Source organism: Microbacterium ulmi (assembly GCF_011759705.1).
Classification (GTDB): domain Bacteria; phylum Actinomycetota; class Actinomycetes; order Actinomycetales; family Microbacteriaceae; genus Microbacterium; species Microbacterium ulmi.
This window is the reverse complement of the sequence record NZ_JAAOZF010000001.1, coordinates 1,241,220-1,265,377: the sequence shown is the minus strand read 5'-3', so window position 1 is coordinate 1,265,377 and position 24,158 is coordinate 1,241,220. Positions and strand designations below refer to the sequence as shown.

Below are 24,158 nucleotides of genomic sequence, written 5' to 3'. Positions count from 1 at the left end.
TCATGGTGGACACGGTCGAGACGTCGACGGGATCCGTGCCCGCGAGCGCCCTGGGGTTCACGCTCATGCACGAGCACGTCTTCTCGCTCAACGCGGAGATGCGGCTCCAGTATCCGTGGGATGAGGAGGCGATGGTCGCGCGGGCGGTCGAGACTCTGACGGATCTTCGCGATCTCGGAGTGAGCACCATCGTCGACCTGACTGTCTTCGGACTTGGCCGGGACGTGCCGAGGATCCGGCGCATCAGCCGGGAGTCGGGTCTGCAGATCGTCGTGGCGACAGGGATCTACACGATGCGCGATATGCCGACCTACTTCCGCAACCGTCACCTGGCCGATCCCGGATTCCTCGCCGACTTCTTCGTGCGCGAGATCGAGGACGGCATCGCGGACACGCAGATCCGGCCGGCGATCCTCAAGTGCGTGACCGACCGGTTCGGGCTCACCGAGGACGTGGAGGCGATCCTGCGGGCCACAGCCCGGGCGCATCGGCGCACCGGCGTGCCCGTCTCCACGCACAGCGACTCCGGCACACGCCAAGGCCTCGTGCAGCAACGGGTCTTCGACGAGGAGGGGGTCGATCTCACGCGCGTCGTCATCGGCCACGTGGGCGACTCGACCGACCTCGACTACATCGAGGAACTGCTCGCGGCCGGGTCGACGGTCGGGATGGATCGTTTCGGGGACGACCAGGTGACGCCTGCGGCGGCCCGGATGGATGTCGTGGCCGAGCTGTGCCGGCGTGGGTACGCCTCGCAGATCGTGCTCGGCCATGACACGAACGTCGAATCGGACCACACGTCCACACGGATGCGAGCACGCATCCCCGCGTTGCGCAACTGGCGATACTCCTACATCCCCTCCACCGTCGTGCCCGGGCTTCGCGCGCGCGGTGTGTCCGAGGCGGACTTGCACGCGATGACGGTGCACAATCCACGTCGTATCCTGTCAAGAGGGCTCGCCTACTGACTGTGTGTGCGGCTGCGCCGCCGCTCCGCCGGACGCTACCACCCGTCCGGCAGGATTGAGCCGATTCGTTTCGGGGAGAGCGCGAGGTGACAATCGACGACACGTCACTCCCGTCCGAGACTCCTCGGCGCCGCGTGACCAGCTCTGATGTGGCTCGAGCATCCGGGGTGTCTCGAGCCACCGTCAGCTACGTCCTCAACGACACCCCGAACAAGTCCATCTCGGATGCCACCCGGAGGCTCGTGTTGTCGACGGCGGACCGGCTCGGGCATGTGCCGCACGCGCCGGCTCGGGCACTGCGCTCCGGCAAGAGCGACATCGTCGTCGCCCTCGTCCCCGGGTTCACACTCGGCGCCGTGACGGACACCATCCTCGAGCAGTTGGACCGTGCCCTGACGAAGAAGCAGATGGCGCTGCTCGTCCACCGGCATGCCGGCGACGAGCGGCCGCTCGCGCGGCTGCTGTCGCTCGTCCTGCCGAGCGTCGTCGTCTCGCTCGGCGGTATGTCGAGCCCCGACAAGAACTCGTTGTCGAACTCGACGGTGAAGCTGTTGGACCTGCGGAGCATCGTCTCCCATCACACGATCGGCCGGATGCAGGTGGAGTACCTCCAGTCGATCGGGCACACCCGGCTGGGATACGCGTTCCCCGCGGACCCGGCATTGATCCCGATCGCCACCGAGCGTCTTGCCGGCGTCCGCGACGAGGCGCGGGCGCACGGCCTGCCCGAACCGCTGGTCATCGACATGGGTTTCGACATCGGCGACGCGGAGCGTGCGATCGCGCGCTGGCGAAAGGAAGGGATCACGGCCGTCTGCGCGCACAATGACGCGCTGGCCGCCGTCATCGTGTCGACGCTCGACACGAACGGGATGGACGAGCGCGATCTGGCCGTCATCGGCGTCGACAACTCGCAGGTGTCCGAGCACCGGCTGACGACGATATCGATCGAAGTCGACGAGCTCAGCCGCCGAGTCTCGGAGGCGGTGCTATGCCTCGTCGACGATCGAGTCGTTCCGGAGCCCGGGCCCGAACCGCTCTTCCGGCTCGTGCGACGAACGTCCGCGTAGATGCGCGCTCACACGATGGAGAAGGAGAGCGAGTGACGAGAATCGCCGACGTCGCGAACCTGGCAGGCGTGTCCACAGCGACGGTGTCTCGTGTCCTGAACGGGATCCCCGTCCGCGGCGACTCCGAGTCCAGGGTGCGCGCGGCGGTCGCGGAACTGGGCTATTCGCGCGACCGGACGGCGCGGTCGCTGCGACGACGTCACAGCGAACTCCTGGCTCTCGTGGTCCCGGACATCTCCAACCCGTTCTTCACCGGGGTCGCCAGGGGCGTCGAGGACGTCGCAAGCGACGCGGGATACTCCGTCGTCATCTGCAACACCGACGAGCTTCCGGCGAAGGAGTCGAGATATCTTCAGATCGCCGAGGACGAGAACGTCGCGGGAGTGATCATCGCGCCCGCAAGCGCTGAGCCGGCCTTGACGGGGCTTCTTCGTCGAGGACGGGTCGTCGTCGTGATCGACCGCGCCGTGGACCTGCCTGTCGACGAGGTCATCTTCGACAACTACGACCTCGGGTATCGCGCGACGTCCATCCTGCTCGAGCAGGGTTACCGCCGCATCGCCTGCGTCACCGGTCCCGAGACGACCCCCACCGCCGTCGAGAGGGCGCGTGGATGGAAGGCCGCGATGGGAGATGCGGGCATCGACGCGCCCGATGAGATCCTCAAGCGCGTGCCCTTCTACGTCGGGGGCGGTCGTGCCGCGATGGAGTCCTTGAACGAGGGCTCGCAGATCGATGCCGTGGTCGCCACGAACAACCTCGTAGGCGTCGGGGTCCTCCAGTCCCTGGCGGAGACCGAGAGGACAGGGATCGTCGGAGTGTGCGTCATCGGCGATCTCCCCTACTCGACGACGAAGACGAGTCAAGTCCACGTCCTCCAGTTGAATCCGCGCGAGATGGGCGGCGTTGCCGCCCGCATGCTTCTCGAGCGCATCGACGGGCTCGCGGACGGACCGCGCAGCGTGCGGCTCGCCGCCACCGGACCGACGGCACGCTAGAGCGTGCAGTCTGTCGAGCCTGGATGTGCTTCATCGGTTGCAATCGATTACAGTTGACGTTGGTTGTGGACGAAGGAGCATGCCATGTCGCGAGAGTGCGTCTTCGGGTTCGACGTCGGAACCTCGAGCAGCAAGGGTGTCCTCGCTGACTGTGCGACGGGCGAGATCGTCGCCACCGTGATCGTCCCGCACGACATCGTGCGCCCACGCCCGGGCTGGGCGGAGATGGACGGACCAGTGTGGTGGTCCGAGTTCGTCGAGGTCGCTCACGCGCTCCTCGCTCGTGCGGACCGCAGCGCCGGGGATGTCGTCGTGAAGGGCGTGGGCGTGAGTGGAATGGGGCCAAGCGTGCTCCTGGCCGATGACGAAGACCGGCCCGTACGACCGGCGATCCTGTACGGCGTGGATACGCGTGCGACTCGGCAGATCGACGAGATGAGGGCGGTGCTGGGAGATCCGCGCATCGTCGAGGTGGGCGGGTCGCTCCTGACGTCGCAGGCGGGAGGGCCGAAGATCCGCTGGATCGCGGATGAGGAGCCGGACAACTACGTGCGCGCCCGACGCCTGTTCATGCCGGCGTCGTACCTCGTCCGGATGCTCACGGGCGAGTACGTGCTCGATCATCAATCGGCCAGCCAGATGTCGCCGCTGTACGACATCGAGCGCGAAGAGTGGTTCGTCCCGTGGTGGGAGCGATTCTCTCCGGGGCTCGAACGTCCCGCGCTCGCGTGGCCGGGCGATGTCGCAGGCCATGTCACTGCGGATGCGTCGGCCGCGACCGGACTTCCCGTGGGTGTTCCCGTGATCGTCGGAACCATCGATGCCTGGGCGGAGGCGGTCAGCGTCGGAGCGCACACACGTGGCGACCTCATGCTGATGTACGGCACGACGATGTTCCTCATCGCCACCGGCGCCGAGACGCTGCGCGCGCCGTCGATGTGGACCACGGCCGGGGCGTTCCCCGGCACCCGCAACCTCGCAGGAGGGTTGGCCGCCTCGGGCTCGCTCACGGCGTGGCTCAGACAGATAAGTGACGCCGACTACCCGGTGCTGCTGGCTGAGGCCGAGGCATCCGGTCCGGGCGCACAGGGCCTCGTGATGCTGCCGTACTTCGCGGGAGAGCGCACGCCGATCCTCGACCCGGACGCCCGCGGCGTGATCGCGGGACTCACGCTCGGCCACACCCGCGGAGATCTGTACCGCGCCGCCCTCGAGGCGACGGCGTTGGGGGTGCGCCACAACCTCGAGGCGATGCGGGGGGCGGGCGCAGACATCCGCCGCATCGTCGCCGTCGGCGGCGGCACCCAGGGTGCGCTCTGGCTGCAAGTGGTGTCGGACGTCACTGGACTGGCGCAGGAAGTGCCGCGGACCACGATCGGCGCGAGCTATGGCTCCGCGTTCCTGGCGGCCGCGGCGGTCGCCGCGCCCGGCGAGAGTCCCGACATCACTGCGTGGAATCCGATCGTGTCCGTCGTGCGCCCCCGCCCCGAGCTGGCCCCGCTCTACGACGAGCTCTTCTCGCGCTACCGACGGCTCTACGACTGCACACGCGAGCTCGCGCACGAGCTCGCCGCCGCGCAGACGGCGCGCGCCGCCGCCCCGACCCTCGACCCCTCACCACAGGAGATCCGATGAGCACCTACACGCATCCCGCCCAGCGAACCCGCCGCACTGTCGCGCCGATGACCGCCTATCTCATCGCGTCGGGCGATCTGCGCGAGTCGGCCAACAGCGCCGGCTGGCCGACACAGGTCGAGCTCGAAGCCGCCGTGACGCGCGTGCTGAACGGTCTCGGCTGGCAGGTCGTGCGCGCGAACGGCGTCGATCCGCGCACCGGCCACGGGTTCATCTCGAGTCAGCGTATGGGTCTGGAGGTGTTCAAGGGCATCCCCGCCGATGCGCCCCTCATCGTGGCCGAGGCGGTGTGGCAATACTCCCACCACGTGCTCGCGGGTCTGCGCACGCACGAGGGACCGATCCTCACCATCGCGAATTTCGCGGGCGATTGGCCGGGCCTCGTTGGTCTGCTCGGCCTCAATGCCGGTCTCACGAAGATGGGCAAGGACTATGCGACGATCTGGTCGGTCGACTTCGCCGACGACTGGTTCCGCGACGGACTCAAGGAATGGACCGAGACGGGATCCATCGCGCACGACGCATCGCACGTGCGTGCGCTCCCCGAACTCCCCGACACACCCGAGGTATCCCTTGGTCGCGCACTCGGCGACCAGCTGCTCGCCGAGAAGGCGATCATCGGCGTCTTCGACGAGGGCTGCATGGGCATGTACAACGCGATCTTCGACGACGAGCTGCTCAACAGGACGGGCATCTACAAGGAGCGCCTCTCGCAGTCCGCGCTGTACGCGGAGATGCTCACCGTGACGGATGCCGAGGCCGATACGGCCTACGAGTGGCTCGTCGATCGCGGCATGACGTTCAAGTATGGCGAGGACGCGACAACAGAGCTCACGCGCGAGCAGGTCCAGTGGCAGCTGAAGATGTACATCGCGGCGCTGAGGATCGCGGACGACTTCGGACTGGATGCCGTCGGCATCCAGTATCAGCAGGGTCTCAAGGATCTCGTGCCGGCGTCGGATCTGGCCGAGGGCATCCTCAACTCGACGGAGCGCCCGCCGGTCCTCTCGCGCGACGGTTCGCACGAACTGTTCGCGGGCCGCGCATTCCCGCACTTCAACGAGGCGGACGAGGGCGTCGCGGTCGACGCGCTCATCACCGACAGGGTGTGGACGGCGATGGGCCTTGTGCCCGACAATACCCTCCACGACGTGCGCTGGGGCGAAGAGTACGACGGACAGTTCGTGTGGGTATACGAGATCTCCGGGTCCGTGCCCGGCTCGCACCTCGGCGGCTGGGACAAGGCCGAGGGCTGGCGCCAGGGCCATGTCTTCTTTCCCGCGGGAGGCGCGACGATCAACGGCGTCTCGAAGCCCGGCGAGGTCGTGCTCTCGCGCGTGTTCATCGCCGACGGCATCCTGCAGGCAGACATCTTCCGCGCGAGCGTCGTGGAGCTTCCTGCTGAAGAGACGCAGCGCCGCAAGGACGCGACGAACCCCGAATGGCCCATCGCGCACGTCGTGCTGCACGACGTGTCGCGCGACCAGTTCATGGCCCGGCACAAGGCGAATCACGCGCAGCTCGTCTACGCCCCCGACGCCGAGACCGCCGACAAGGCCCTCGTCGCGAAGGCCGCGATGCTCGACCGCGTGGGCATCCGGGTCAACCTCGTCGGGCGGGTCGCCCTCTGACGAGCTCGACGAGGCCACCTTTAGCTCGCACAGCTCACGGGGCGGCCCGCCGCAGACCCCGCGCCGGACCCCGATTGCCACGGTACGAATATCGCGAACTATTTCGAACATCGAGAGGATTTGGCGATAGAGTGGCGGAGCCGCTTCCCGTCCGCGTTTCGGGGAGGGCCGTCTTCGCGAACCGGCGGAGCGAGTTCAGAGATCGATCACCGAGATCGACCCCAATGATGAGGATGGATCTGTCATGACCGTAAGTGTTCCGAGTGTGTCTCTCGCAGGTCGGGTGATCTTGGTCAGTGGAGCGCTCGGCGCGATCGGGAGCACCGTCGCGAGGGAGGCTTCGGCTTTGGGTGCGAAGGTGGTCGGCACGGATCTTCCGGCGTCGGACGATGCTCGGGTGGCTGAGCTGACGAGCGATCCGAGCGTCGACTACATCGCGGGTGACGTCAGCAACGAGGATGACGTCGCAGCGGTGGTCAGCTGGGTGCTCGAACGTCACGGTCGGCTGGACGGTGCCGCGAACGTGGCCGGCATCGTGGGTCCGAGTGTGTTGACGGCGGACTTCTCGCTGGACGCGTTCCGCAAGGTGCTCGATGTCAATCTGATCGGCACGTTCCTGGCGGTGAAGCACGAGCTGCCCGCTCTGCTGCAGAGCGGAGGCGGGTCGATCGTCAACGTCGGGTCGCTGGCAGGTCACTCCGGGGAGGTGTTCCGGAGCGCGTATGGCGCATCGAAGGCGGGCGTGCATGGTCTCACGCAGTCCACGGCAGTGGAGTATGCCCGTCACAACATCCGCGTGAACACGGTCTCGCCGGGTCCTGTCGCCACGGAGCTGTTCCACGCGAACGTGGGCGGACCGGGAACGGCGAAGTATCAGGCTGTGATCGATGGCATCCCGGCAGGGCGGATGGCGGAGGCCATCGACATCGCCTCGACGATTCTGTGGCTGCTCTCCGACGCTTCCGCGTTCATTCACGGGCAGGAGATCCTGGTCAACGGCGGCATCACTGCCGAGGGCGTGGTGGCTCCTCGCCTCGCAGCAGGCTGACGCGCTGGCGGCGTGCGAGTGCGCCGCGGCTGTTCCTCGCGGGGGATCCGGTGACTATCGCCGGGTCCCCTGGTGGCGGGGGAAGGCGCGCGTGGCGATGAGCATGATGGTCAGCGCCGCGGCGACGAGCACGGCGGAGGTCCAGGCGACTGCGGAGATCCCGATCTGGTCCAGGACGAGACCGCCGATGGCGGCGCCGATGGCGATTCCGGCGTTGCAGGTGGCGTTGGTCCAGGCACCGGCGATCTCGGGGGAGGTCGCGCCGGTTCGGACGGCGGCTGCCTGGTAGAGCGATGACACGGGCCCGAATCCGGTGTTCCAGACGAGCGCCGCGACCACGACCGCTGCAAGCATCGGGTAGGTGCTCGCGACGCCGATGATGCCGATCACGATGGTCGCGACGATCCCGATCCCGCTTGCGCGCAGGTGCGAGTCGAAGTAGCGGCTGACGATCAGCAGGGCGGCCAGGCCGAGCCCTCCGAACAGCAGCAGCAGCGGGCCCACGGCTTGGGGGACGGCGCCGGCGCCGAGCAGCACCACAGTGACGTAGGTGAACAGCATGTAGTGCCCCAGGTAGGCGAGCGTGTTGGAGGAGATCACGGTCACCATCGGCCACAGCTGTTCGCGTCGCGCCGGAGTGCGGGACACCGTTGAGGGCACTGCGGGGAGAACGACGAGGGCGAGGACCAGGGCGATCAGTGCGCACACGGTCAGCGCGGCGAATGCTCCGCGCCAGCCCACCGCGGTTCCCAGCGAGACCCCGAGCGGAACACCCAGGACGAAGCCTGCCGAGACTCCGGCGGACGCGATGGCGAGTGCGCGCCCGGTGAGCTGGTTGGGCACGAGGCGTGTGGCGTAGCCGATGCACACCGAGAAGAACAGTGCGTGGGTAAGGCCTCCGAGCACGCGCCCGGCAGCCATCACGGCCAGGGTGGGGGCGAGCGAGACCAGGAGGTTGCTGAGCACGTAGCAGCCGAGGGTGCTGACCAGCAGCGGCTTGCGGGGCAGCCGTGAGGTGGCCAGGGTCAGAGGCACGGCGAGGACCGCGACCATCAGCGCGTAGAGGCTGACGAGGAGGCCGGCTTGAGAGTCGGAGATGGCGAATGCATCGCCGATGAGCGGCAGCAGCCCCACGGGGAGCATCTCGGTGGTCACCCCCACGAACGTGGAGAGCGTGAGGGTGAGAAGTCCTGGCAGCGCCTTGCGCAGCGCGGCGGTGGCTGCGGAGTCGGGGGTCGCGTTGACGGGGCCGCTGGCAGGGCGGGTCACGACCGTGCGTTCGACGCCGCGGAGTGCGATGCGTCGGTCCGGTCGAGGCCGCGTGTGGCGATCGTGGTCATGGGTTCCTCAAGGTCGGCGTGATCCTGACTTGACCTTAGCGACGAATACGGTATTTTCGAAATAGCTTTGGATATTCGTTCAGCTGACTCACCTACGGAAGGCTTCGTGCAATGGCGCAGAGTGTCGCCCTATTGGCAACGTGTTGGACGACAGCGGGTTCCGCGGGTCCGCTCATCGACAACGACTTCAGTGAGTTCAGTCTGCTGGAGCGGATCAGTGCCGCGGCGGAGGCCGGCTACACCGGGTTCGGTCTGCTGCTGGAAGATCTCCAGGTGGCGGAGAAGACGGTGGGGTGGACGCAGGTCCGCGACCACCTGCGCAGCTCAGGTATCGAACACATCGAGATCGAGATGCTCAACGACTGGTTCCGCAGCGGCCCGGAGCGGGTCAAGTCCGATCAGGATCGTCGCTATCTGCTGCGTGCGGCGCGGTTCTTCCGTCCGCGGCACGTGAAGGTCGGCGGCAGCATCGACCTCAGTGAGCGGTTCAGTCCCGAGCTGTATGGGCGGGCTCTGAGCTGGGTGTGCGACGACTTCGCCGAGGTCGGCTGTGCGGTCGCGTTCGAGCTGATGCCGCACGGCGTCGTGGACACGATCGAGAAGGGTGTGGCGATGATCGATGTGGCGAACCGTCCGAACGCGGGGTTGATGCTGGACCTGTGGCATCTGACACGGTCGCCGAGCACGATCGGTGATATCGCGGCGCTGCCAGGGCATTACATCACCGGTGTCGAGCTCGACGACGGACCGCTGGAGCCCGTCCGGGGGGATGATCTGTTGTATGAGACCCTGCACGACCGGAAGCTGCCCGGCGAGGGGGAGATGGACGTGGCGGGTTTCGTCGCGGCGGTGCGGGCGACCGGCTTCAACGGGCCGTGGGGCGTGGAGATGATCTCCGATGAGCACCGCCGGCGTGGCCTCGCCGAGCAGGCTCGGGAGTCGTTCCGCACGGCGAGGAGCTTCCTGTGAACGGCACGATCGGCATAGCGTGCCTCGGGGTCACGCACCCGCATGCGTCCGGTCGCGTCCGCAAGATGCTCCGCACCCCGGGGGTCGAAGTGATCGGCGCCGCCGACGAGGCGGACGTGATCGAGCCGTTCACACGCCTGCTCGGCATCCCCCGCAAGTCCGTCGACGAGCTGCTCGGCGACCCGGCCGTGAGTGCCGTGCTGATCCACTCCAAGAGCAAGGACATGACCCCGCTCGCGATCCGGGCGATGCGCGCCGGCAAGGCGGTCCTCGTGGAAAAGCCCGGCGGAGCGACCGTCGACGACCTCGAGGAGCTCACCGATGTCGCGGAAGAGCTCGGGGCTGTGTGCCAGGTCGGGTTCACGTACCGGTTCTCCCCGGCGGTGACCGCCGCGAGCAGCATCCTCTCCTCAGGTGTGCTCGGCGACGTGCTGCAGGTGCGTGCGCACGCCGGATGCTCGCTCGACGAGGCTGCCAGCTCCCACATCAACCTGTCGGACGACATGGGTGGGGCATTCTGGGTGATCGGCTCGCACATCGTCGACCTGGTGCTCGCCCAGTTCGGCGTGCCCACCTCCGTGAACGCCCGGGTCTCCAAGCTTCCCGGCGACGCGCGCGCACAATACCGGGAGGATGCAGCGATCGCGATCCTGAACTACCCGGACCGCGCGGTGTCGATCGACTTCTTCTCGTGGGATTCGATGCCATGGGTGGAGAGCTGGGTGATCGAGGCGCACGGCACCGGGGGCAGCCTGTACACGAAGCCGCTCCCGGTCGGATACGATCTGTTCCTCGCCGAGGCGACTGGTCCGCACGCGAAGGGGTGGACGCGGTGGGCGGAGAGCTCGTTCCCGGAGCCGTGGGCGGCGAACACCACGGAGTACTCGCCGGAGCTCGCGGAGATCGCGAACACGGAGTTCTTCGATATCGAGTGCGACTCGTTCCTGCGCGCGGTCCGCGGCGAGGGCTCCGTCGTGGTGACCCCGCGGGACGCGTACAACGCCGCGCATCTGATCGAGACCGTGTACCGCTCTTCCGCGGCCGATGGGATCGAGGTCGCGATCTGATGGCTGCCACGGTGAGCGTCTCTCCGAGGATCGGAGCAGCGGCGTGACGCTTCTTCCGTTGCAGGCTGCTGCGGCGCTGTTCGACATGGACGGCACGCTGGTGGACTCCACGGCGATCGTGGAGACGCTCTGGACGGAGTTCGCTGAGCGGCACTCGCTGGACGCGGCCCTGATCCTCGGCTACGCGCACGGCCGGCAGAGCCGGGACACGATCTCTCATTTCCTCCCCGCGGACGCGGTCGACGCGGCGACCGCGGAGCTGCTCGAGCAGGAGCTGACGAGGCTGGACGGCGTGATCGCGATCCCGGGAGCGGCGGAGTTCATCACCCGGGTGGGCTCGTTCGTCCCTGTCGCGATCGTCACCTCGGCGCCGCGGGCGCTCGCCGAGCTGCGGCTGAGAGCAGCCGGCGTTCCGATTCCTGACGTGCTGGTCAGCGGTGAGGATGTGCAGGTGGGCAAGCCGGCGCCGGATGGATACCAGTTGGCCGCACGCCGCCTCGGCGTCGAGCCGGAGGACTGTCTCGCGTTCGAGGATGCCGAGGCGGGACTGGCCGCCGCGCTGGCCGCCGGCACTCGCACGGTCGTGGTGGGCGGATACTCCTCGGCCCGTGCCGACGCGCTGCCCCGACTGATCGATTTCACCGATGCTGTCGTCGACGGAGCCGCGGGCCGCGTCTCTGTGTCGCCCGGCTAGACAGGCCGCAGGCTCACGCGACGGCGATCGCCGGGATCCGCAGCCGCTGCCGGGACGCGGCCTTTTGGATGTGCTCCTGCAGCAGCTGCCCGGCACGGTCCGAGTCCCGCTGGACCGCCGCCTGCAGCAGCTCGCGGTGCTCCCGGTCGGGGTCGTGACTCGGATCGGCCACCGGGGGCAGGGACCAGCGCCGGTACAGTTCGGCGGCATCCCGCAGCTGCGCGGCAACCCCCAGCAGTCGCCGGTTCGTGCAACCGGACAGGAGCGTGCGGTGGAACGCCGCGTGAGCGGTGGCCCACTCCTCGGTGATGTACTGGCTCGACCCTTCCGCGTGTCGCGGGGTTCGCTCGAGCATGTGCAGTGCGGCCACCGCCGATCCCTCCCATGCGATATCGCCTTCGCGGACCGCGTGCCTCAGGACGGTGACCTCGATCTCGATCCGCGCCTGGGTCAGGTCGGCGAGATCTGCTTCGGAGATCTCGACCACCCGGAATCCCTGTTGCGCGAACGACTCCACGAGACCGACCTCACCCAGCCGCTGCAGGGCTTCCCGGAGCGAGCCGATGGAGCACTGGTACTTGTCCACCAGGCGCGCGAAGGGGAGCCGTTCTCCGGGGCTGAAGACGCCGCCCAGCACGTCGGCGCGGATCGCATCGAAGATCTCGGCACTGCGTGTGGTGGCAGCCGGGTTCGACTTCGTCGTGTCACTCATGTCTGCCTCTCTGTAAGCCAGGGCGAGCCTACCGTATCGTTGACGATTCCAGGGGATTTTCGAAATCCGCTTGCGATTTCGCCTTTGGTCTGTTTGCATGGGGTCCTGGCAAGGTCGCCGCCCGCGGCCGCGCCAGCGAACCCGCTACCCGAAGGAGCAACACCGATGTTGGTCGAAGCCGCTGTCATCGCCTCGAAGGGTGCCGCGCCGACGGTGACTCATGTGGAGTTGGACGATCTTCGCTCGAACGAGGTGCGGGTCCGGATGGTTGCATCCGGGGTATGCCACACCGATGCGATCATCCGCGACCAGGTCTATCCCACTCCGCTGCCCGCGGTGCTGGGACACGAGGGAGCGGGAGTCGTCGAACAGATCGGCGCGGAGGTCACGCGGGTGCAGGTCGGCGACCACGTGCTGCTGTCGGCGAACTCGTGCGGTGCATGCGTGCAGTGCCTGGCCGGGAGCCCGGCGTACTGCGAGGACCTGTTCGCCCGCAACTTCGGCGCCCGCCGCGCCGACGGGTCGACCGCGTTCACAAGCGACGACGGGCAGCCGATCTCGTCGCACTTCTTCGGACAGTCCTCGTTCTCGAGCTACTCCAACGTCGCCGAGCGCAGCCTCGTCAAGCTGGACGAGGACATCGACCTGACGCTCGTCGCCCCGCTGGGCTGCGGCATCCAGACCGGCGCGGGTTCGGTGCTCAACGAGCTGCGGCCGCCACTGGGATCGACCTTCGCCGTGTTCGGCGCCGGCGCGGTCGGTGCGGGCGCGCTCATGGCGGCGGTCATCGCCGGGTGCTCCCGCATCGTGGCGATCGACATCAACGACGACCGGCTGGCTCTCGCGCGTGAGCTCGGGGCGACCGACACCATCAACAGCAGGGCTGAGGATGTCGCGGCGCGGTTGCAGGACATCACCGACGGAAAGGGTCTGGGCTACGCGCTGGACACCACCGGTCGCCCCGAGGTGCTGCGCGTCGCCGCGGACGCCCTGGGCACCCGGGGCGCTGTCGCGCTGGTGGGAGCCTCACTTCCCGGCACGGAGGTGGCGTTCGAGATCGGCGAGTCGCTGAACAAGGGCTGGTCGTTCCGCACGATCATCCAGGGCAGCTCCGTCCCGCAGGTGTTCATCCCGCAACTCATCGGACTGTGGCGGCAAGGCCGGTTCCCATTCGAGAAGATCATCCGCCACTATCCCTTCGCGCAGATCGAGGACGCCTTCGCGGACTCGGAGCAGGGCCGGACCGTCAAGCCGGTCCTCGTCTACTGACCATCCCCGCAACAACATTCAGGAGTTGATCATGACCTCCACCCCGTTCCCCGCATCCCCCGCGCGTCAGTACATCGGCGGCTCGTGGCGGCCGATCGGGCCCATCCGCGAATCCCTCAACCCCGCCACCGACGAGGTCCTCGGCAGCTACCACGACGGCGGCCGGGATGCCGCGCTGGATGCCATCGGCGCTGCCACGAGCGCGTTCCGCACCGGATCGTGGCGGTCCGACCGTGAGGCCCGCGCGCGCGCCCTGTGGGATCTGTCGCTCGCGCTCGAGCGGAACCTGGACAAGATCGCCACGGCCATCACGCTGGAGAACGGCAAGCCGCTCGGTCAGGCACAGTTCGAGCTGAGCATCGCCGCCCCCAAACTGCGCTACTTCGCCGGCCTCGCACTGACCGACCTGGGGACCGCGTCCGAGACCGCCGGTGGCGTGTCGATGCTGCTGCGGGAGCCGATCGGCGTGGCCGGGGTGATCGTGCCGTGGAACTCCCCGGGGGTGCTCACCATCCGCTCGCTCGCTCCGGCGCTCGCGGCCGGGAACACCGCCGTGGTCAAGATGCCCGCGCAGACCGCGCTGACCAATGCGCTCATCGCCGACCTGTTCGCCCAGGTGGACTCCCTCCCCAAGGGTGTCGTGAACTTCTTCACGGAGTCCGGGGACGAGGGCGCGAAGGAACTGGTCGCCAACGCTCAGGTCGGGGTGATCAGTTACACGGGGAGTTCCGCGGTGGGTGCGCGCATCGCTGCCGCCGCCGCGCCGCAGCTGAAGCGGGTCTCGCTCGAGCTGGGCGGGAAGACCCCGATGATCGTGTTCGACGACGCCGACCTTGATGTGGTGGTTCCCACGCTCACCGCCGCGGTGACGACCTTCTCGGGCCAGTTCTGCATGACCGGCAGCCGGGTCATCGCCCACCGGGGCATTGCCGGCGAGCTGCGTGAGCGGCTCGCGGAGTCCCTCGGGGCGGTGCGTGTCGGCAACGGCATCGACCCCGACACAGACATGGGTCCCCTCATCGACCACGCCTCCGTCGCACGGGTGGACCGCCTGGTGCAGACCCACGACTCCGAGATCATCCTCCGCGGCGGTCCGGTGGACGGCCCGGGCGCGTTCTACAAGCCGAGCCTGGTCGGGGTGGCCGACCTGGAGTCCCCGCTGATTCAGGATGAGCTGTTCGGACCGGTCGCCACGTTCGAGACGTTCACCGACGAGGAAGAGGCCATCGCCCGCGCCAACGCCACCGACTACGGTCTGTCCGCGTCGGTGTGGACCGCCGACGGCGGCCGGTCGCTGCGCCTGTCCCGGGCGATTGAAGCGGGAACTGTGTGGACCAACTCGTGGGCGCAGATCTTCGACCAGTTCGAAGAGGGCGGCTACAAGAGGAGCGGTCTGGGACGGCTGAACGGCCCAGGCGGTCTGGCCGAGTTCCAGGAAGTCAAGCACGTCTACCGTGCCAGCAACTGAGACGTCAAGAGCAACCGAAAGCAGTGACACAGACATGAGTGAACAGAACCGCGTCGCGATCATCGAGAACGACAACGCCGGCATCCTGAGAGACACGGCCGTCTCGCACATCGGTTTCCGGGTCGTCGATGTTCCGACCAACGAAGCCTTCTACGCGAACGTGCTGGGCCTTGTCCGCCAGGCCGAGCTGCCTGACGGCGGCGTGCGGCTCGGGTGGGGCACCGGCCACCATGTCGTCGACTTGATCCCCGGCGAGCCTGGCCTCGACCACTTCGGCTTCGAGGTGCGCGACGTCGACGGGATCCCGGGGATTCGGGGTCGTCTGGTGGAAGCCGGGTATGAGGTCACCGACCTCGACGAGAGCTACGTCGATTTCGCCGCCACACCGGTCGACGCGATCTCCGCGATCAACCCCGAGGGAGTACCGGTGCACTTCCATACCGCAGTGTGGCGGCAGGGTGAGAACTCCGCCGACACGGGACGCCGGCCGATCAAGTTCCAGCACACCACGGTCGGTACCGCCGACGTGCAGCGGATGGTCGACTTCTTCGCCAACGCCGCCGGGTTCAGAGTCACCGATCAGCTTGCCGATGGTCGGTTCTGCTGGCTGCGCAGCAACACCGACCACCACACCCTCGCGATCGTCAACGTCGGTCAGCCCGGCGTGCTCGACCACTACTCGTATGACCTTGCCGAATGGGAGGACTTCAAGACGTGGTGCGACCGGCTCACCGACCTGGGTGTCACGGTGCAGTGGGGACCGGGACGGCACGGGCCGGGGAACAACCTGTTCGTGTTCTTCGACGACCCCGCCGGCAACCACATCGAGCTATCGGCCGAGATGGAGAAGTTCTACGACGGGCACGTCGAGTACGTCGCACGCAAGTGGCACCCGATCCCGGAGAGCGTGAACCTGTGGGGCGGCCAGCTGCCCAAGTGGCGCAAGACCAGCGAGGGCAACCGTGGTGTCGAGGAGGCGCGGCCGTGAAGCTCGTCTCCTACACATTCGAGGGAACCGCGCGGGTCGGCGTGCTCGACGGCGCCGACATCATCCCGCTCGGTGACGCGAGGCTGACTGTCCAGTCGGGGGCCGACGCGCTGATGGCCGCCGCTCGCGAGGACGCCCGCAGGGTTCCGCTGGACGAGGCCACCCTGTTGCCTGCCAGCCCGCACCCGAGCAAGATCTTCTGCGTCGGGCTGAACTACCGTGAGCACGTCGAGGAGACCAAACGGGATCTGCCGTCCTACCCCGTGCTGTTCCCGAAGTTCGCATCCAACCTGATCTCCGCCGATTCCCCGATCCAGCTGCCTCCGGAATCGGAGCAGGTCGACTGGGAGGGCGAGCTCGCCGTCATCATCGGCAGGACCGGACGGCGGATCGCCCAGAAGGACGCATTCGAGCACATCCTCGGGTTCGCCGTCGCCAACGACGTCACGGTGCGCGACTACCAGTACAAGACCCACCAATGGCTGCAGGGCAAGGCGTGGGACGGTTCCACCCCCCTCGGGCCATGGATCGTCACCCCTGACGAGGTCGACCTGGACACCGCCGGTATCCGCACCATCCTGAACGACGAGGTCGTGCAGGAGTCGCAGCTGTCCAGGCTCATCTTCGACATTCCTCGCCTGGTCTCGGAGGTCTCCCAGTTCACCGTCCTCGAACCCGGCGATGTGATCCTGACCGGCACGCCGGGTGGAGTCGGCTACCGACGCGACCCGAAGGTGTTCCTCACCGACGGCGACGTCGTCCGGGTCCAGATCGACGGGGTCGGGGAGATCATCAGCGAAGTCGTCAACGAGACGATCGTCGCCGGGAGCCCCACCCGGGTCGCTTGACCCTCACCGAGACGGACAACGATGTCGAAGGAGTTCGTTGAGATGACCTCACGCCCGTACATCCTGGAGATGCGGTCGATCACCAAGACCTTCCCCGGGGTGAAGGCGCTCTCCGACGTGGAGCTGAAGGTACGCGCCGGGGAGATCCATGCGATCTGCGGCGAGAACGGTGCAGGCAAGTCGACTCTGATGAAGGTGCTCTCCGGGGTGTACCCGCACGGCACCTACAGCGGCGACATCGTCTACCAGTCCGAGCAGATGCGGTTCGCGAACGTCCGGCAGAGCGAGGCGGCGGGGATCGCGATCATCCATCAGGAGCTCGCGCTGATCCCGGAGCTGTCGATCACCGAGAACATCCTGCTCGGCAATGAGACCGCCCGCTTCGGGGTGATCGACTGGGTCGCCGCGCAGCGCCAGGTGCGAGAGCTGCTGGCCCGAGTCGGTCTCGACGACGACCCGGACACGCTCATCACGTCGATCGGCGTCGGCAAGCAGCAGCTCGTGGAGATCGCCAAGGCGCTGCACAAGTCCGTGAAGCTGCTCATCCTCGACGAGCCGACCGCTGCGTTGAACGAGAGCGAGTCGCAGCACCTGCTCGATCTCATCGTCGGGCTGAAAGGCCGCGGCGTCACGTCGATCATGATCTCCCACAAGCTCAACGAGATCGAACAGGTCGCCGACGCCATCACAGTGCTCCGTGATGGCCGATCGATCGAGACGCTGAACGTCACCGACGGGGTGATCGACGAGGACCGCATCATCCGGGGCATGGTCGGCCGTTCCCTGGAGAACCGATTCCCGCCCAAGACCGCCACCATCGGAGAGACCCTCTTCGAAATCCGGAGCTGGACCGTGCAGCATCCCCTCGATCCGACCCGGCTCGTCTGCAAGAACGAGTCCCTCCATGTGCGGCGCGGCGAGATCGTGGGCCTTGCCGGTCTGATGGGCGCCGGCCGCACCGAGCTGGCGATGAGCGTCTTCGGCCGCTCCTACGGCACCTACCTGCACGGTGAGCTGTTCAAGAACGGCACGCCGATCAGGGCCCGCAACGTTCGGCAGGCGGTCAAGCACGGGCTGGCCTACGTGAGTGAGGATCGCAAGGGTCTCGGACTGAACCTGCTGGACACCGTCCGGCGGGCGACGGTCTCCGCTCGCTTGGACAAGGTGTCCTCGTTCGGTGTTGTCGACGAGGACAGGGAGCGGCAGATCGCCGAGGAGTACCGGGTCGCCCTGGGCACCAGGACCGCGTCGGTCGATGAAGGGGTCAGCAAGCTCTCCGGCGGCAATCAGCAGAAGGTCGTGCTGTCGAAGTGGATGTTCACCGACCCGGAGATCCTCATCCTGGACGAGCCCACGCGCGGTATCGACGTCGGCGCGAAGTACGAGATCTACCGGATCATCCATGAGCTTGCCGCGGCCGGAACCGGCATCGTCCTGATCTCCTCGGAGCTGCCCGAACTGCTGGGGTTGTCCGACCGCATCTACACGATCTTCGAGGGCCAGATCACGAACGAGTTCGACGTCGACAGTGCCACACCCGAGGCGCTGATGGTGAGCATGACCTCTACCCGAAAGGTGGGCACCGCAGCATGAGCAAGTTCTCCACCGCGCTCCGTGAATTCACCGGCGGCCGCGGCGTCAGCCAGTTCAGCATGATCATCGCGTTGGCCGTGATCATCGTCGTCTTCCAGATCTGGACGGATGGGCTGACGCTGGCCCCGACCAATGTGATCAACGTGGTCCAGCAGTACTCGTACATCCTGATCCTCGCCGTCGGGATGGTGATGGTCATCATCGCCGGCCATATCGACCTGTCGGTTGGATCGATCGCCGCGTTCGTCGGCATCGTCGTCGCCCAGTCGATGGCGTCGTGGCAGTGGCCGGCGTGGGCGGCGATGCTCCTCGGCCTGGGCATCGGCGCACTCGCGGGCGCGTGGCAGGGCTTCTGGGTCGCGTATGTCGGGGTGCCGGCGTTCATCGTCACCCTGGCCGGGATGCTCATCTTCCGCGGCGCGAATCAGATCGTGGGCAACTCCACCGCCACCCCCACGCCCGCATCCTTCAATTGGATCGGAGACGGGTTCCTGCCGGAGGTGGGTCCGGACACCGGCTACAACAACCCCACCCTGGTGCTGGGCGGGCTCGTCGTGCTCGCGATCGTCCTCCAGGAGCTGGGTGGGCGGCGTCGTCGCAAGAGGATGGGCGCCGACCCGCAGCCGGTGTGGATCTCGGTGACGAAGGTCGCTGCCCTGGCGGCGCTGACCATCTACGCGACGCTGCTGTTCGCCGGCGGCCGACCGGGCACGAGCTTCCCCGTCGTCGGGATCATCGCCGGCATCCTGATCGTCCTCTACACCTTCGTCACCCGCCGCACCGTGTTCGGCCGCCAGATCTACGCGGTCGGCGGCAACTCGAACGCAGCCGTGCTGTCGGGCGTCAACGCCCGACGGGTCAACTTCCTCGTGATGATGAACATGTCCGTCCTGGCGGCGGTGGCGGGGATGGTGTTCGTCGGATACTCCAACGCGTCCGGGCCGTCCGATGGGACCGGATGGGAGTTGGACGCGATCGCGGCCGTGTTCGTCGGCGGTGCAGCGATCTTCGGCGGCGTGGGGACCGTCCCCGCCTCGATCATCGGTGCGTTCGTGATGGCGTTCCTTGCCAATGGTCTCTCGCTGCTGGGCATCGACACGAACATCGTGTCCATCATCCGCGGCCTGGTGCTGCTGCTCGCGGTCGCCTTCGACGTCTACAACAAGACCCAGGGCCGTCCGTCGCTGACAGGTCTGATCCTGGACGGGCTGCGACGCAAGTCCAGCAGTCCCACCGAAGAACAGATCGCCATGACTGAGCAGCTGGATGCTCGGCCCGAGCGAGAGAAGCTCCCGCTGAGCTGACTGGACCTCAGCTCAGCGGGGCCGAGGCGCGATCGCCGAAGATCGCGCCTGCACTCACACAACAGTAAGGAAACCACACAATGCGCAAGAAACTCCTTGCCGCCGGTCTGGCCGCAGTGCTTCTCGCGGGCGCGCTGGCCGGCTGCTCGTCGCGGAACAGCGACTCCGGGTCGGGCGCAGAAGACACGGTCATCCAGAAGGGCGACACGGTCGGGGTCATTCTGCCCACCAAGACGTCTGAGAACGTCGCCAACTTCGAGACCTACTGGAACGAGGCTCTCGCCGAGGCAGGCTTCAAGGCCGACATTCACTACGCCGCCAACTCGAACCCCGTCCCGGATCAGCAGAGCGCCCTGCAGGGCATGATCACCAAGGGCATCAAGGTGATCGCGATCGCCGCACAGGACAGCGCACAGATGGGTGCCCAGCTGAAGCAGGCCAAGGACGCCGGGGTGACCATCATCGCCTGGGATCGACTGCTGCTGAACACGCAGGACGTGGACTACTACGTCAGCTTCAACAACTTCGTGGTGGGCGAGCAGCAGGCGCAGTCGCTGCTGGAGGGGCTGAAGTCGAAGAAGCAGGAAGGCCCGTGGAACATCGAGCTGTTCGCGGGCGGTGCGACCGACAACAACGCCACGGTGTTCTTCAACGGTGCGATGAGTGTCCTGCAGCCGCTGATCGACTCCGGTGAGCTGGTCGTGCTGTCCGGGCAGACCTCGTTCCAGCAGGTCAACACCGAAGGCTGGCTGGCGCAGAAGGCGCAGCAGCGGATGGCCAACCTGATCACCAGCACGTATGAGAGCGGGACCGAGCTGGACGGGGTCCTCTCGCCCAACGACACACTCGCTCGCGCGATCATCACCGCGCTCCAGCAAGGGGGTCTGAGCGGGCAGATCGTGACCGGGCAGGACGGCGACGTGGCGTCCGTGCCGCTGATCCTGGACGGGACGCAGTACTCCACGGTGTACAAGGACAATCGTCAGGAGGCGATCGAGGCGGTCAAGGTCATCAGCGCACTCGCGGCCGGCGAGGATCCGGTCGCGGTCACCGACGACCCTGACAACAGCGACAACGGCGTAAAGGTCGTCCCGGCGGTCCTCGTGACCTCCACGCTGGTCACCGCGAAGAACGCGGCCGAAGCGTTCAAGGACAACCCGTCCCTGAGCAAGGCCGTCGCAGAGGCGACCGAGTAGGGAACCCGTCCGGGGGCTGCGGAGGAGCACAGCTGTCCTGCGCAGCCCCTGGGAGACGGCATCCAGAGAGGAGACCGCAGGTGTCAGTCGTCATCGGGCACGTCGACAACGCGAGTGAAGTGCTGGGCGTGCATGGAGGATCCGGAGTGCTGCAGTGGGTGCGGCTGGCAACCGGGTCGCACCTGGAAGGGAACTGGGACGGTTTCGAGTGGGTCGCTCTTGAGCCGGACGGGCGCGCCGGCCTGCACACGCACACGCACACCGAGGAGATCTGGTACTTCCTCCGCGGCACGGGCACCATCGTCCTCGACGGCGAAAGCCATGACGTCTCGGCGGGGTCGATCGTGATCACCCCGCTCAACAGCAGTCACGCCGCGCACAACACCGGCAGTGAGCGACTCGAATACATCGTGATCGAAGTGCTTCCGCCCGCGATCACGGACGTGCTTCCCGCGCGGCGCACCACGGACGAGCCGCTGCAGGCTCAGAACTAAAAGGCCGGGAGGCAACAGACATGGCAGGTCACGTCGGTCGGATCGACGCCGGGGAAAGCCTCGACCCGACCCCCTATTTCGACGGTCAGTGGCGGCGTCTCGAGCGCCGCACCATCCAAGCGGGCTCGAGCGTCGAGTTCAGCGCGGACGTCGAGGAGTACGCACTGTTCGTCATCACCGGGGCGGGTGAGGTCGAGACCGGCGACACTCGTCGTGCCCTCACTCCTGGGACTGCGGTCACGATCGGGCTCGACTCTCGGGTTCTGGTCCGCGTGGGCGAGGAGCCGTTGGACCTGTTCATCACGACACTCTGTTTGCGCTCCGGGTCGGGTGGAGGCTGCTGACATCTCGAATCGATGAGGAGCATGCCGAAGGTGAAGAGGTGTCAGCGAACCGGGGCGCAGCAGTCCGATACCTCAGATGAGGAATCGGCCATTCACCGTGGAATCCTGAGCGCAAGCGGCAGCGCCGCCTGGACGGGGCTGGCAGCGGTCGCGTCGCTTGCCGCGAGGCTGCCGAGAAGCCGCAGACGATCCTCGTGCCCCGGCTGCGGTGCGAAGACGATCAAGATCGGTCCCGTCATCCCCAAGAGCGGGTAGGCGTCCCACTCCACGGCGATCTCGCCCACGCGCGGATGCCGGATGGTCTTGGCGCCGTGGACGCTCTCGCGCACCTCGTTGCGGGCCCAGAGCCGGCGGAACACGGCGCTGCGCACGCTCAGCGCGCCGACGACCGCGATGGCCCGGGGATGGTCTGGATCGTGGGCGACGGCGGCGCGCAGCATCCCGATGTAATCGCGAGCGACCGCTTCGCAATCTGCGAACCGCACGTGCGACTCCTCGTCGCGAAGCACCGCGAACAAGACGTTGCGCTCGCTCGGCGGGACCTCCATCGGGTCGCCGAGGAGGGCGACGGCGGCCGCGTTCCACGCGAGCAGGTCGAGGTGCCGGCTGACGATCACGGCCGGCAGCGCCGTCGCATCCAGCAGCAGCCTGGCGTTCTTGGGCACGCGGTCCGGGGTGCGGCGGGTCTTCGGAGCGGGACGCCGCGCCACCCGTGCAAGCTGCATGACATGACGGCGCTCGACGTCGTCCAGGTCGAGCGCGTCGGCGATCGAGTCGAGGACCGCCTCCGACGGACGCACGTTCCTGCCCTGCTCGAGGCGCTGGTAGTAGTCGGTGCTGAGTCCGGCGAGCGCTGCGACCTCTTCGCGACGCAGTCCGTCGACTTTGCGCCGGGGGCCGGGCTCCAGCCCGAGGTCCTCCGGCCTGGTCTTCTCCCGCCGCGAGCGCAGGAAGATGCCCAGTTGACGCGCGGCGGAGAGGTCGGAGCTCATGGGTCGATTCTCCTCCGCCGTGGTTCGGTCAGGGTGGCCCTGTGAGACCGAGGAATGGCAGGACGCTCAGCATCCGGTCCGCACTGCCTAGCGTCGTAGCCATGACCGCATGGAGCGCCGCAGACATCCCCGACCAGACCGGCCGCACGGCCATCGTGACCGGTGCGAACTCGGGTCTCGGCCTGGTGACGGCGACCGAGCTCGCCCGACACGGGGCGAGCGTCGTCCTCGCCGTCCGCAACACCGCCGCCGGCGAAGACGCCGCACGCGCGGTCCGCGAGCTGGCTCCGCGATCCGAGCTCGTCGTGCGCGCGATCGACCTCGCTTCGCTTGCCTCGGTGCGCGACTTCGCGGCGCAGATCGCCGACGAGCGCGAGAGCATCGATCTGCTCGTCAACAACGCCGGCGCCCAGAACCTCGGACCGCGCCGGACGACCGTGGACGGGTACGAGTTCCACCTGGGCACGAACCTGCTCGGCCACTTCGCACTCACCGGACTCCTTCTGCCGACGCTCTCGCGCGGCGCGGATCCGCGCGTCGTCTCGCTCAGCTCGATCACGCACAAGAGGGAACGGCTCGACTTCGACGACCTCCAGCTCGAGCGCAGCTTCAGCCCCATGCACGCCTACGGCGCGTCCAAGCTCGCCACGACGACGTTCGGCATCGAGCTAGACCGCCGGCTGCGGGCCGCGGGCTCTCCCGTCGGCAGCGTGCTGGCGCATCCCGGCCTTGCCCGCTCGAGCTTCATCGAGCACGCGTGGGAGGACCGCGGCGTCGTCGGCCGGACGATGGGACGGCTGTTCTCGCTCGTCGCGACGCAGCCCACGGAACGGGGGGCCCTCCCACAGCTGTACGCGGCCACCGCGCGAGGCGTGCAGAGCGGGCAGTTCTTCGGACCGGACGGCCGCGGCGAGCGACGCGGCGACGTCACGGCGGTGCGCGCCTCGCGCACCGCATCCGACCCGGTGGCGGCACGACAGCTCTGGAGCGTCGCCGAAGCACTCACCGGCGTCACGTACCTCTCCTCGATCGCGCGACTCAGCGGCGAGTCTCGCGACTAGAACGGTGGTGGCGCGACGATCCTGATCCCGCCGTTCTCTTGTGCGCTCCTGGCGATCCGGTCGAAGTCGACGACACATGCCGACCCCTCCAAGGGCTCGCACGCTCCGCGGTAGAACGGTTCGCATTCGCACGTCGGCTGGATGCTGAGCACTTTCGCCGTTGCACTCTCCACGAGGAAGGCGTGCGGCACCCCCGCCGGGACCATGACGAAGTCGCCAGGTCCGAGCTCGTGGTCGTCATCGAGGACTCGGTAGCGGATCTGCCCCTCGAGCACCCACATCGATTCCGACACAGGGTGCGTGTGGACGGGCGTCCACTTGCCTTGGACCATGTCGACCTGGATGAGGTGGATGTCGCCGTCGGCGTCGCTCAGCTTCCACGTGAAGACTCCCCCGCCGAAGAACCACTGCTGCTCGCCCTCGCCGGCACGCCGGATCACGGCAACGTTCATCGCCTGCTGAGACATCT

The 24,158-nt window shown here is 67.5% G+C and carries 23 protein-coding genes; 19 read left to right on the top strand and 4 right to left on the bottom strand.

Features of this window, described 5'->3' with window-relative positions; genetic code table 11:
* Positions 1–2: 2 nt before the first annotated feature.
* From FHS08_RS06100 to FHS08_RS06075, 6 genes are all read left to right on the top strand, one after another.
* Entirely contained in the window at positions 3–968 is a 966-nt protein-coding gene (locus FHS08_RS06100) for a phosphotriesterase family protein (protein ID WP_208382220.1), read from the top strand.
* A gap of 167 nt (positions 969–1,135) precedes the next feature.
* The gene (locus tag FHS08_RS17230; RefSeq protein ID WP_167036696.1) at positions 1,136–2,038 is read left to right on the top strand and encodes a LacI family DNA-binding transcriptional regulator; all 903 of its coding nucleotides are present in this window, start codon (positions 1,136–1,138) and stop codon (positions 2,036–2,038) included.
* A 32-nt stretch (positions 2,039–2,070) separates the two neighbouring features.
* Complete coding sequence (locus FHS08_RS06090; protein WP_167036693.1) at positions 2,071–3,036, top strand: substrate-binding domain-containing protein; 966 nt, start codon at positions 2,071–2,073, stop codon at positions 3,034–3,036.
* Positions 3,037–3,120: 84 nt separating this feature from the next.
* Positions 3,121–4,671 carry an FGGY-family carbohydrate kinase gene (locus tag FHS08_RS06085; protein WP_167036690.1) on the top strand — a complete coding sequence of 517 codons (1,551 nt, stop codon included), beginning with the start codon at positions 3,121–3,123 and terminating at the stop codon, positions 4,669–4,671.
* The gene (locus FHS08_RS06080; RefSeq protein ID WP_167036687.1) at positions 4,668–6,302 is read left to right on the top strand and encodes a fucose isomerase; all 1,635 of its coding nucleotides are present in this window, start codon (positions 4,668–4,670) and stop codon (positions 6,300–6,302) included. Before FHS08_RS06085 ends, FHS08_RS06080 begins: the two co-directional genes overlap by 4 nt.
* A gap of 244 nt (positions 6,303–6,546) precedes the next feature.
* Positions 6,547–7,350, top strand: coding sequence for an SDR family NAD(P)-dependent oxidoreductase (locus FHS08_RS06075; RefSeq protein WP_167036684.1), 804 nt, complete (start codon positions 6,547–6,549; stop codon positions 7,348–7,350).
* Positions 7,351–7,404: 54 nt separating this feature from the next.
* Here the strand turns inward: FHS08_RS06075 and FHS08_RS06070 are convergent, their stop codons facing one another.
* A complete protein-coding gene (locus FHS08_RS06070) occupies positions 7,405–8,619 on the bottom strand; it encodes an MFS transporter (RefSeq protein ID WP_341800327.1) in 1,215 nt (404 codons plus the stop codon).
* A 182-nt stretch (positions 8,620–8,801) separates the two neighbouring features.
* Here FHS08_RS06070 and FHS08_RS06065 point away from each other — a divergent pair, with 182 nt between their 5' ends.
* From FHS08_RS06065 to FHS08_RS06055, 3 genes are read left to right on the top strand one after another with little or no spacing between them, the layout of a single operon-like run.
* Entirely contained in the window at positions 8,802–9,659 is an 858-nt protein-coding gene (locus tag FHS08_RS06065; RefSeq protein ID WP_167036681.1) for a sugar phosphate isomerase/epimerase family protein, read from the top strand.
* Positions 9,656–10,726: a Gfo/Idh/MocA family protein gene (locus tag FHS08_RS06060; protein ID WP_167036678.1), complete on the top strand. Its 1,071-nt coding sequence runs from the start codon at positions 9,656–9,658 to the stop codon at positions 10,724–10,726. The genes FHS08_RS06065 and FHS08_RS06060 overlap by 4 nt, the downstream gene beginning before the upstream one ends.
* Positions 10,727–10,769: 43 nt before the next feature.
* A complete protein-coding gene (locus FHS08_RS06055) occupies positions 10,770–11,420 on the top strand; it encodes an HAD-IA family hydrolase (protein WP_341800326.1) in 651 nt (216 codons plus the stop codon).
* A gap of 13 nt (positions 11,421–11,433) precedes the next feature.
* Here the strand turns inward: FHS08_RS06055 and FHS08_RS06050 are convergent, their stop codons facing one another.
* On the bottom strand, positions 11,434–12,132 hold the full coding sequence (locus FHS08_RS06050) for a GntR family transcriptional regulator (protein WP_167036675.1): 699 nt from the start codon (positions 12,130–12,132) through the stop codon (positions 11,434–11,436).
* A 39-nt stretch (positions 12,133–12,171) separates the two neighbouring features.
* On the opposite strand from FHS08_RS06050, the gene FHS08_RS06045 reads away from it, so the two are divergent.
* The 9 genes from FHS08_RS06045 (at position 12,172) to FHS08_RS06005 (ending at position 21,636) form a co-directional block, all read left to right on the top strand.
* A complete protein-coding gene (locus FHS08_RS06045) occupies positions 12,172–13,401 on the top strand; it encodes an NAD(P)-dependent alcohol dehydrogenase (RefSeq protein WP_243847235.1) in 1,230 nt (409 codons plus the stop codon).
* A 31-nt stretch (positions 13,402–13,432) separates the two neighbouring features.
* The gene (locus FHS08_RS06040) at positions 13,433–14,869 is read left to right on the top strand and encodes an aldehyde dehydrogenase family protein (RefSeq protein ID WP_167036672.1); all 1,437 of its coding nucleotides are present in this window, start codon (positions 13,433–13,435) and stop codon (positions 14,867–14,869) included.
* Entirely contained in the window at positions 14,856–15,857 is a 1,002-nt protein-coding gene (locus FHS08_RS17085; protein WP_208382218.1) for a VOC family protein, read from the top strand. Before FHS08_RS06040 ends, FHS08_RS17085 begins: the two co-directional genes overlap by 14 nt.
* Positions 15,854–16,705, top strand: a complete 852-nt coding sequence (locus tag FHS08_RS06030; RefSeq protein ID WP_208382217.1) for a fumarylacetoacetate hydrolase family protein — start codon at positions 15,854–15,856, stop codon at positions 16,703–16,705. The genes FHS08_RS17085 and FHS08_RS06030 overlap by 4 nt, the downstream gene beginning before the upstream one ends.
* A 42-nt stretch (positions 16,706–16,747) precedes the next feature.
* Positions 16,748–18,298, top strand: a complete 1,551-nt coding sequence (gene mmsA / locus FHS08_RS06025; RefSeq protein WP_167036668.1) for a multiple monosaccharide ABC transporter ATP-binding protein — start codon at positions 16,748–16,750, stop codon at positions 18,296–18,298.
* Positions 18,295–19,602, top strand: a complete 1,308-nt coding sequence (mmsB, locus tag FHS08_RS06020) for a multiple monosaccharide ABC transporter permease (RefSeq protein WP_167036665.1) — start codon at positions 18,295–18,297, stop codon at positions 19,600–19,602. Before mmsA ends, mmsB begins: the two co-directional genes overlap by 4 nt.
* A gap of 80 nt (positions 19,603–19,682) precedes the next feature.
* The gene (locus FHS08_RS06015) at positions 19,683–20,798 is read left to right on the top strand and encodes a substrate-binding domain-containing protein (RefSeq protein WP_167036662.1); all 1,116 of its coding nucleotides are present in this window, start codon (positions 19,683–19,685) and stop codon (positions 20,796–20,798) included.
* An 80-nt stretch (positions 20,799–20,878) separates the two neighbouring features.
* Positions 20,879–21,292 carry a cupin domain-containing protein gene (locus FHS08_RS16820; protein ID WP_167036659.1) on the top strand — a complete coding sequence of 138 codons (414 nt, stop codon included), beginning with the start codon at positions 20,879–20,881 and terminating at the stop codon, positions 21,290–21,292.
* A gap of 20 nt (positions 21,293–21,312) precedes the next feature.
* Positions 21,313–21,636 (top strand): hypothetical protein, encoded by a 324-nt coding sequence (locus tag FHS08_RS06005; protein ID WP_167036656.1) that lies wholly within the window; start codon positions 21,313–21,315, stop codon positions 21,634–21,636.
* Between the two features lie 92 nt (positions 21,637–21,728).
* Here FHS08_RS06005 and FHS08_RS06000 read toward each other — a convergent pair whose 3' ends face one another.
* Positions 21,729–22,628, bottom strand: a complete 900-nt coding sequence (locus tag FHS08_RS06000; protein WP_167036653.1) for a helix-turn-helix transcriptional regulator — start codon at positions 22,626–22,628, stop codon at positions 21,729–21,731.
* 101 nt (positions 22,629–22,729) lie between these two features.
* Here FHS08_RS06000 and FHS08_RS05995 point away from each other — a divergent pair, with 101 nt between their 5' ends.
* Positions 22,730–23,689: an oxidoreductase gene (locus FHS08_RS05995; protein WP_167036650.1), complete on the top strand. Its 960-nt coding sequence runs from the start codon at positions 22,730–22,732 to the stop codon at positions 23,687–23,689.
* Here FHS08_RS05995 and FHS08_RS05990 read toward each other — a convergent pair.
* Positions 23,686–24,156 carry a cupin domain-containing protein gene (locus tag FHS08_RS05990; RefSeq protein WP_167036647.1) on the bottom strand — a complete coding sequence of 157 codons (471 nt, stop codon included), beginning with the start codon at positions 24,154–24,156 and terminating at the stop codon, positions 23,686–23,688. The genes FHS08_RS05995 and FHS08_RS05990 overlap by 4 nt on opposite strands.
* Positions 24,157–24,158: the final 2 nt, after the last annotated feature.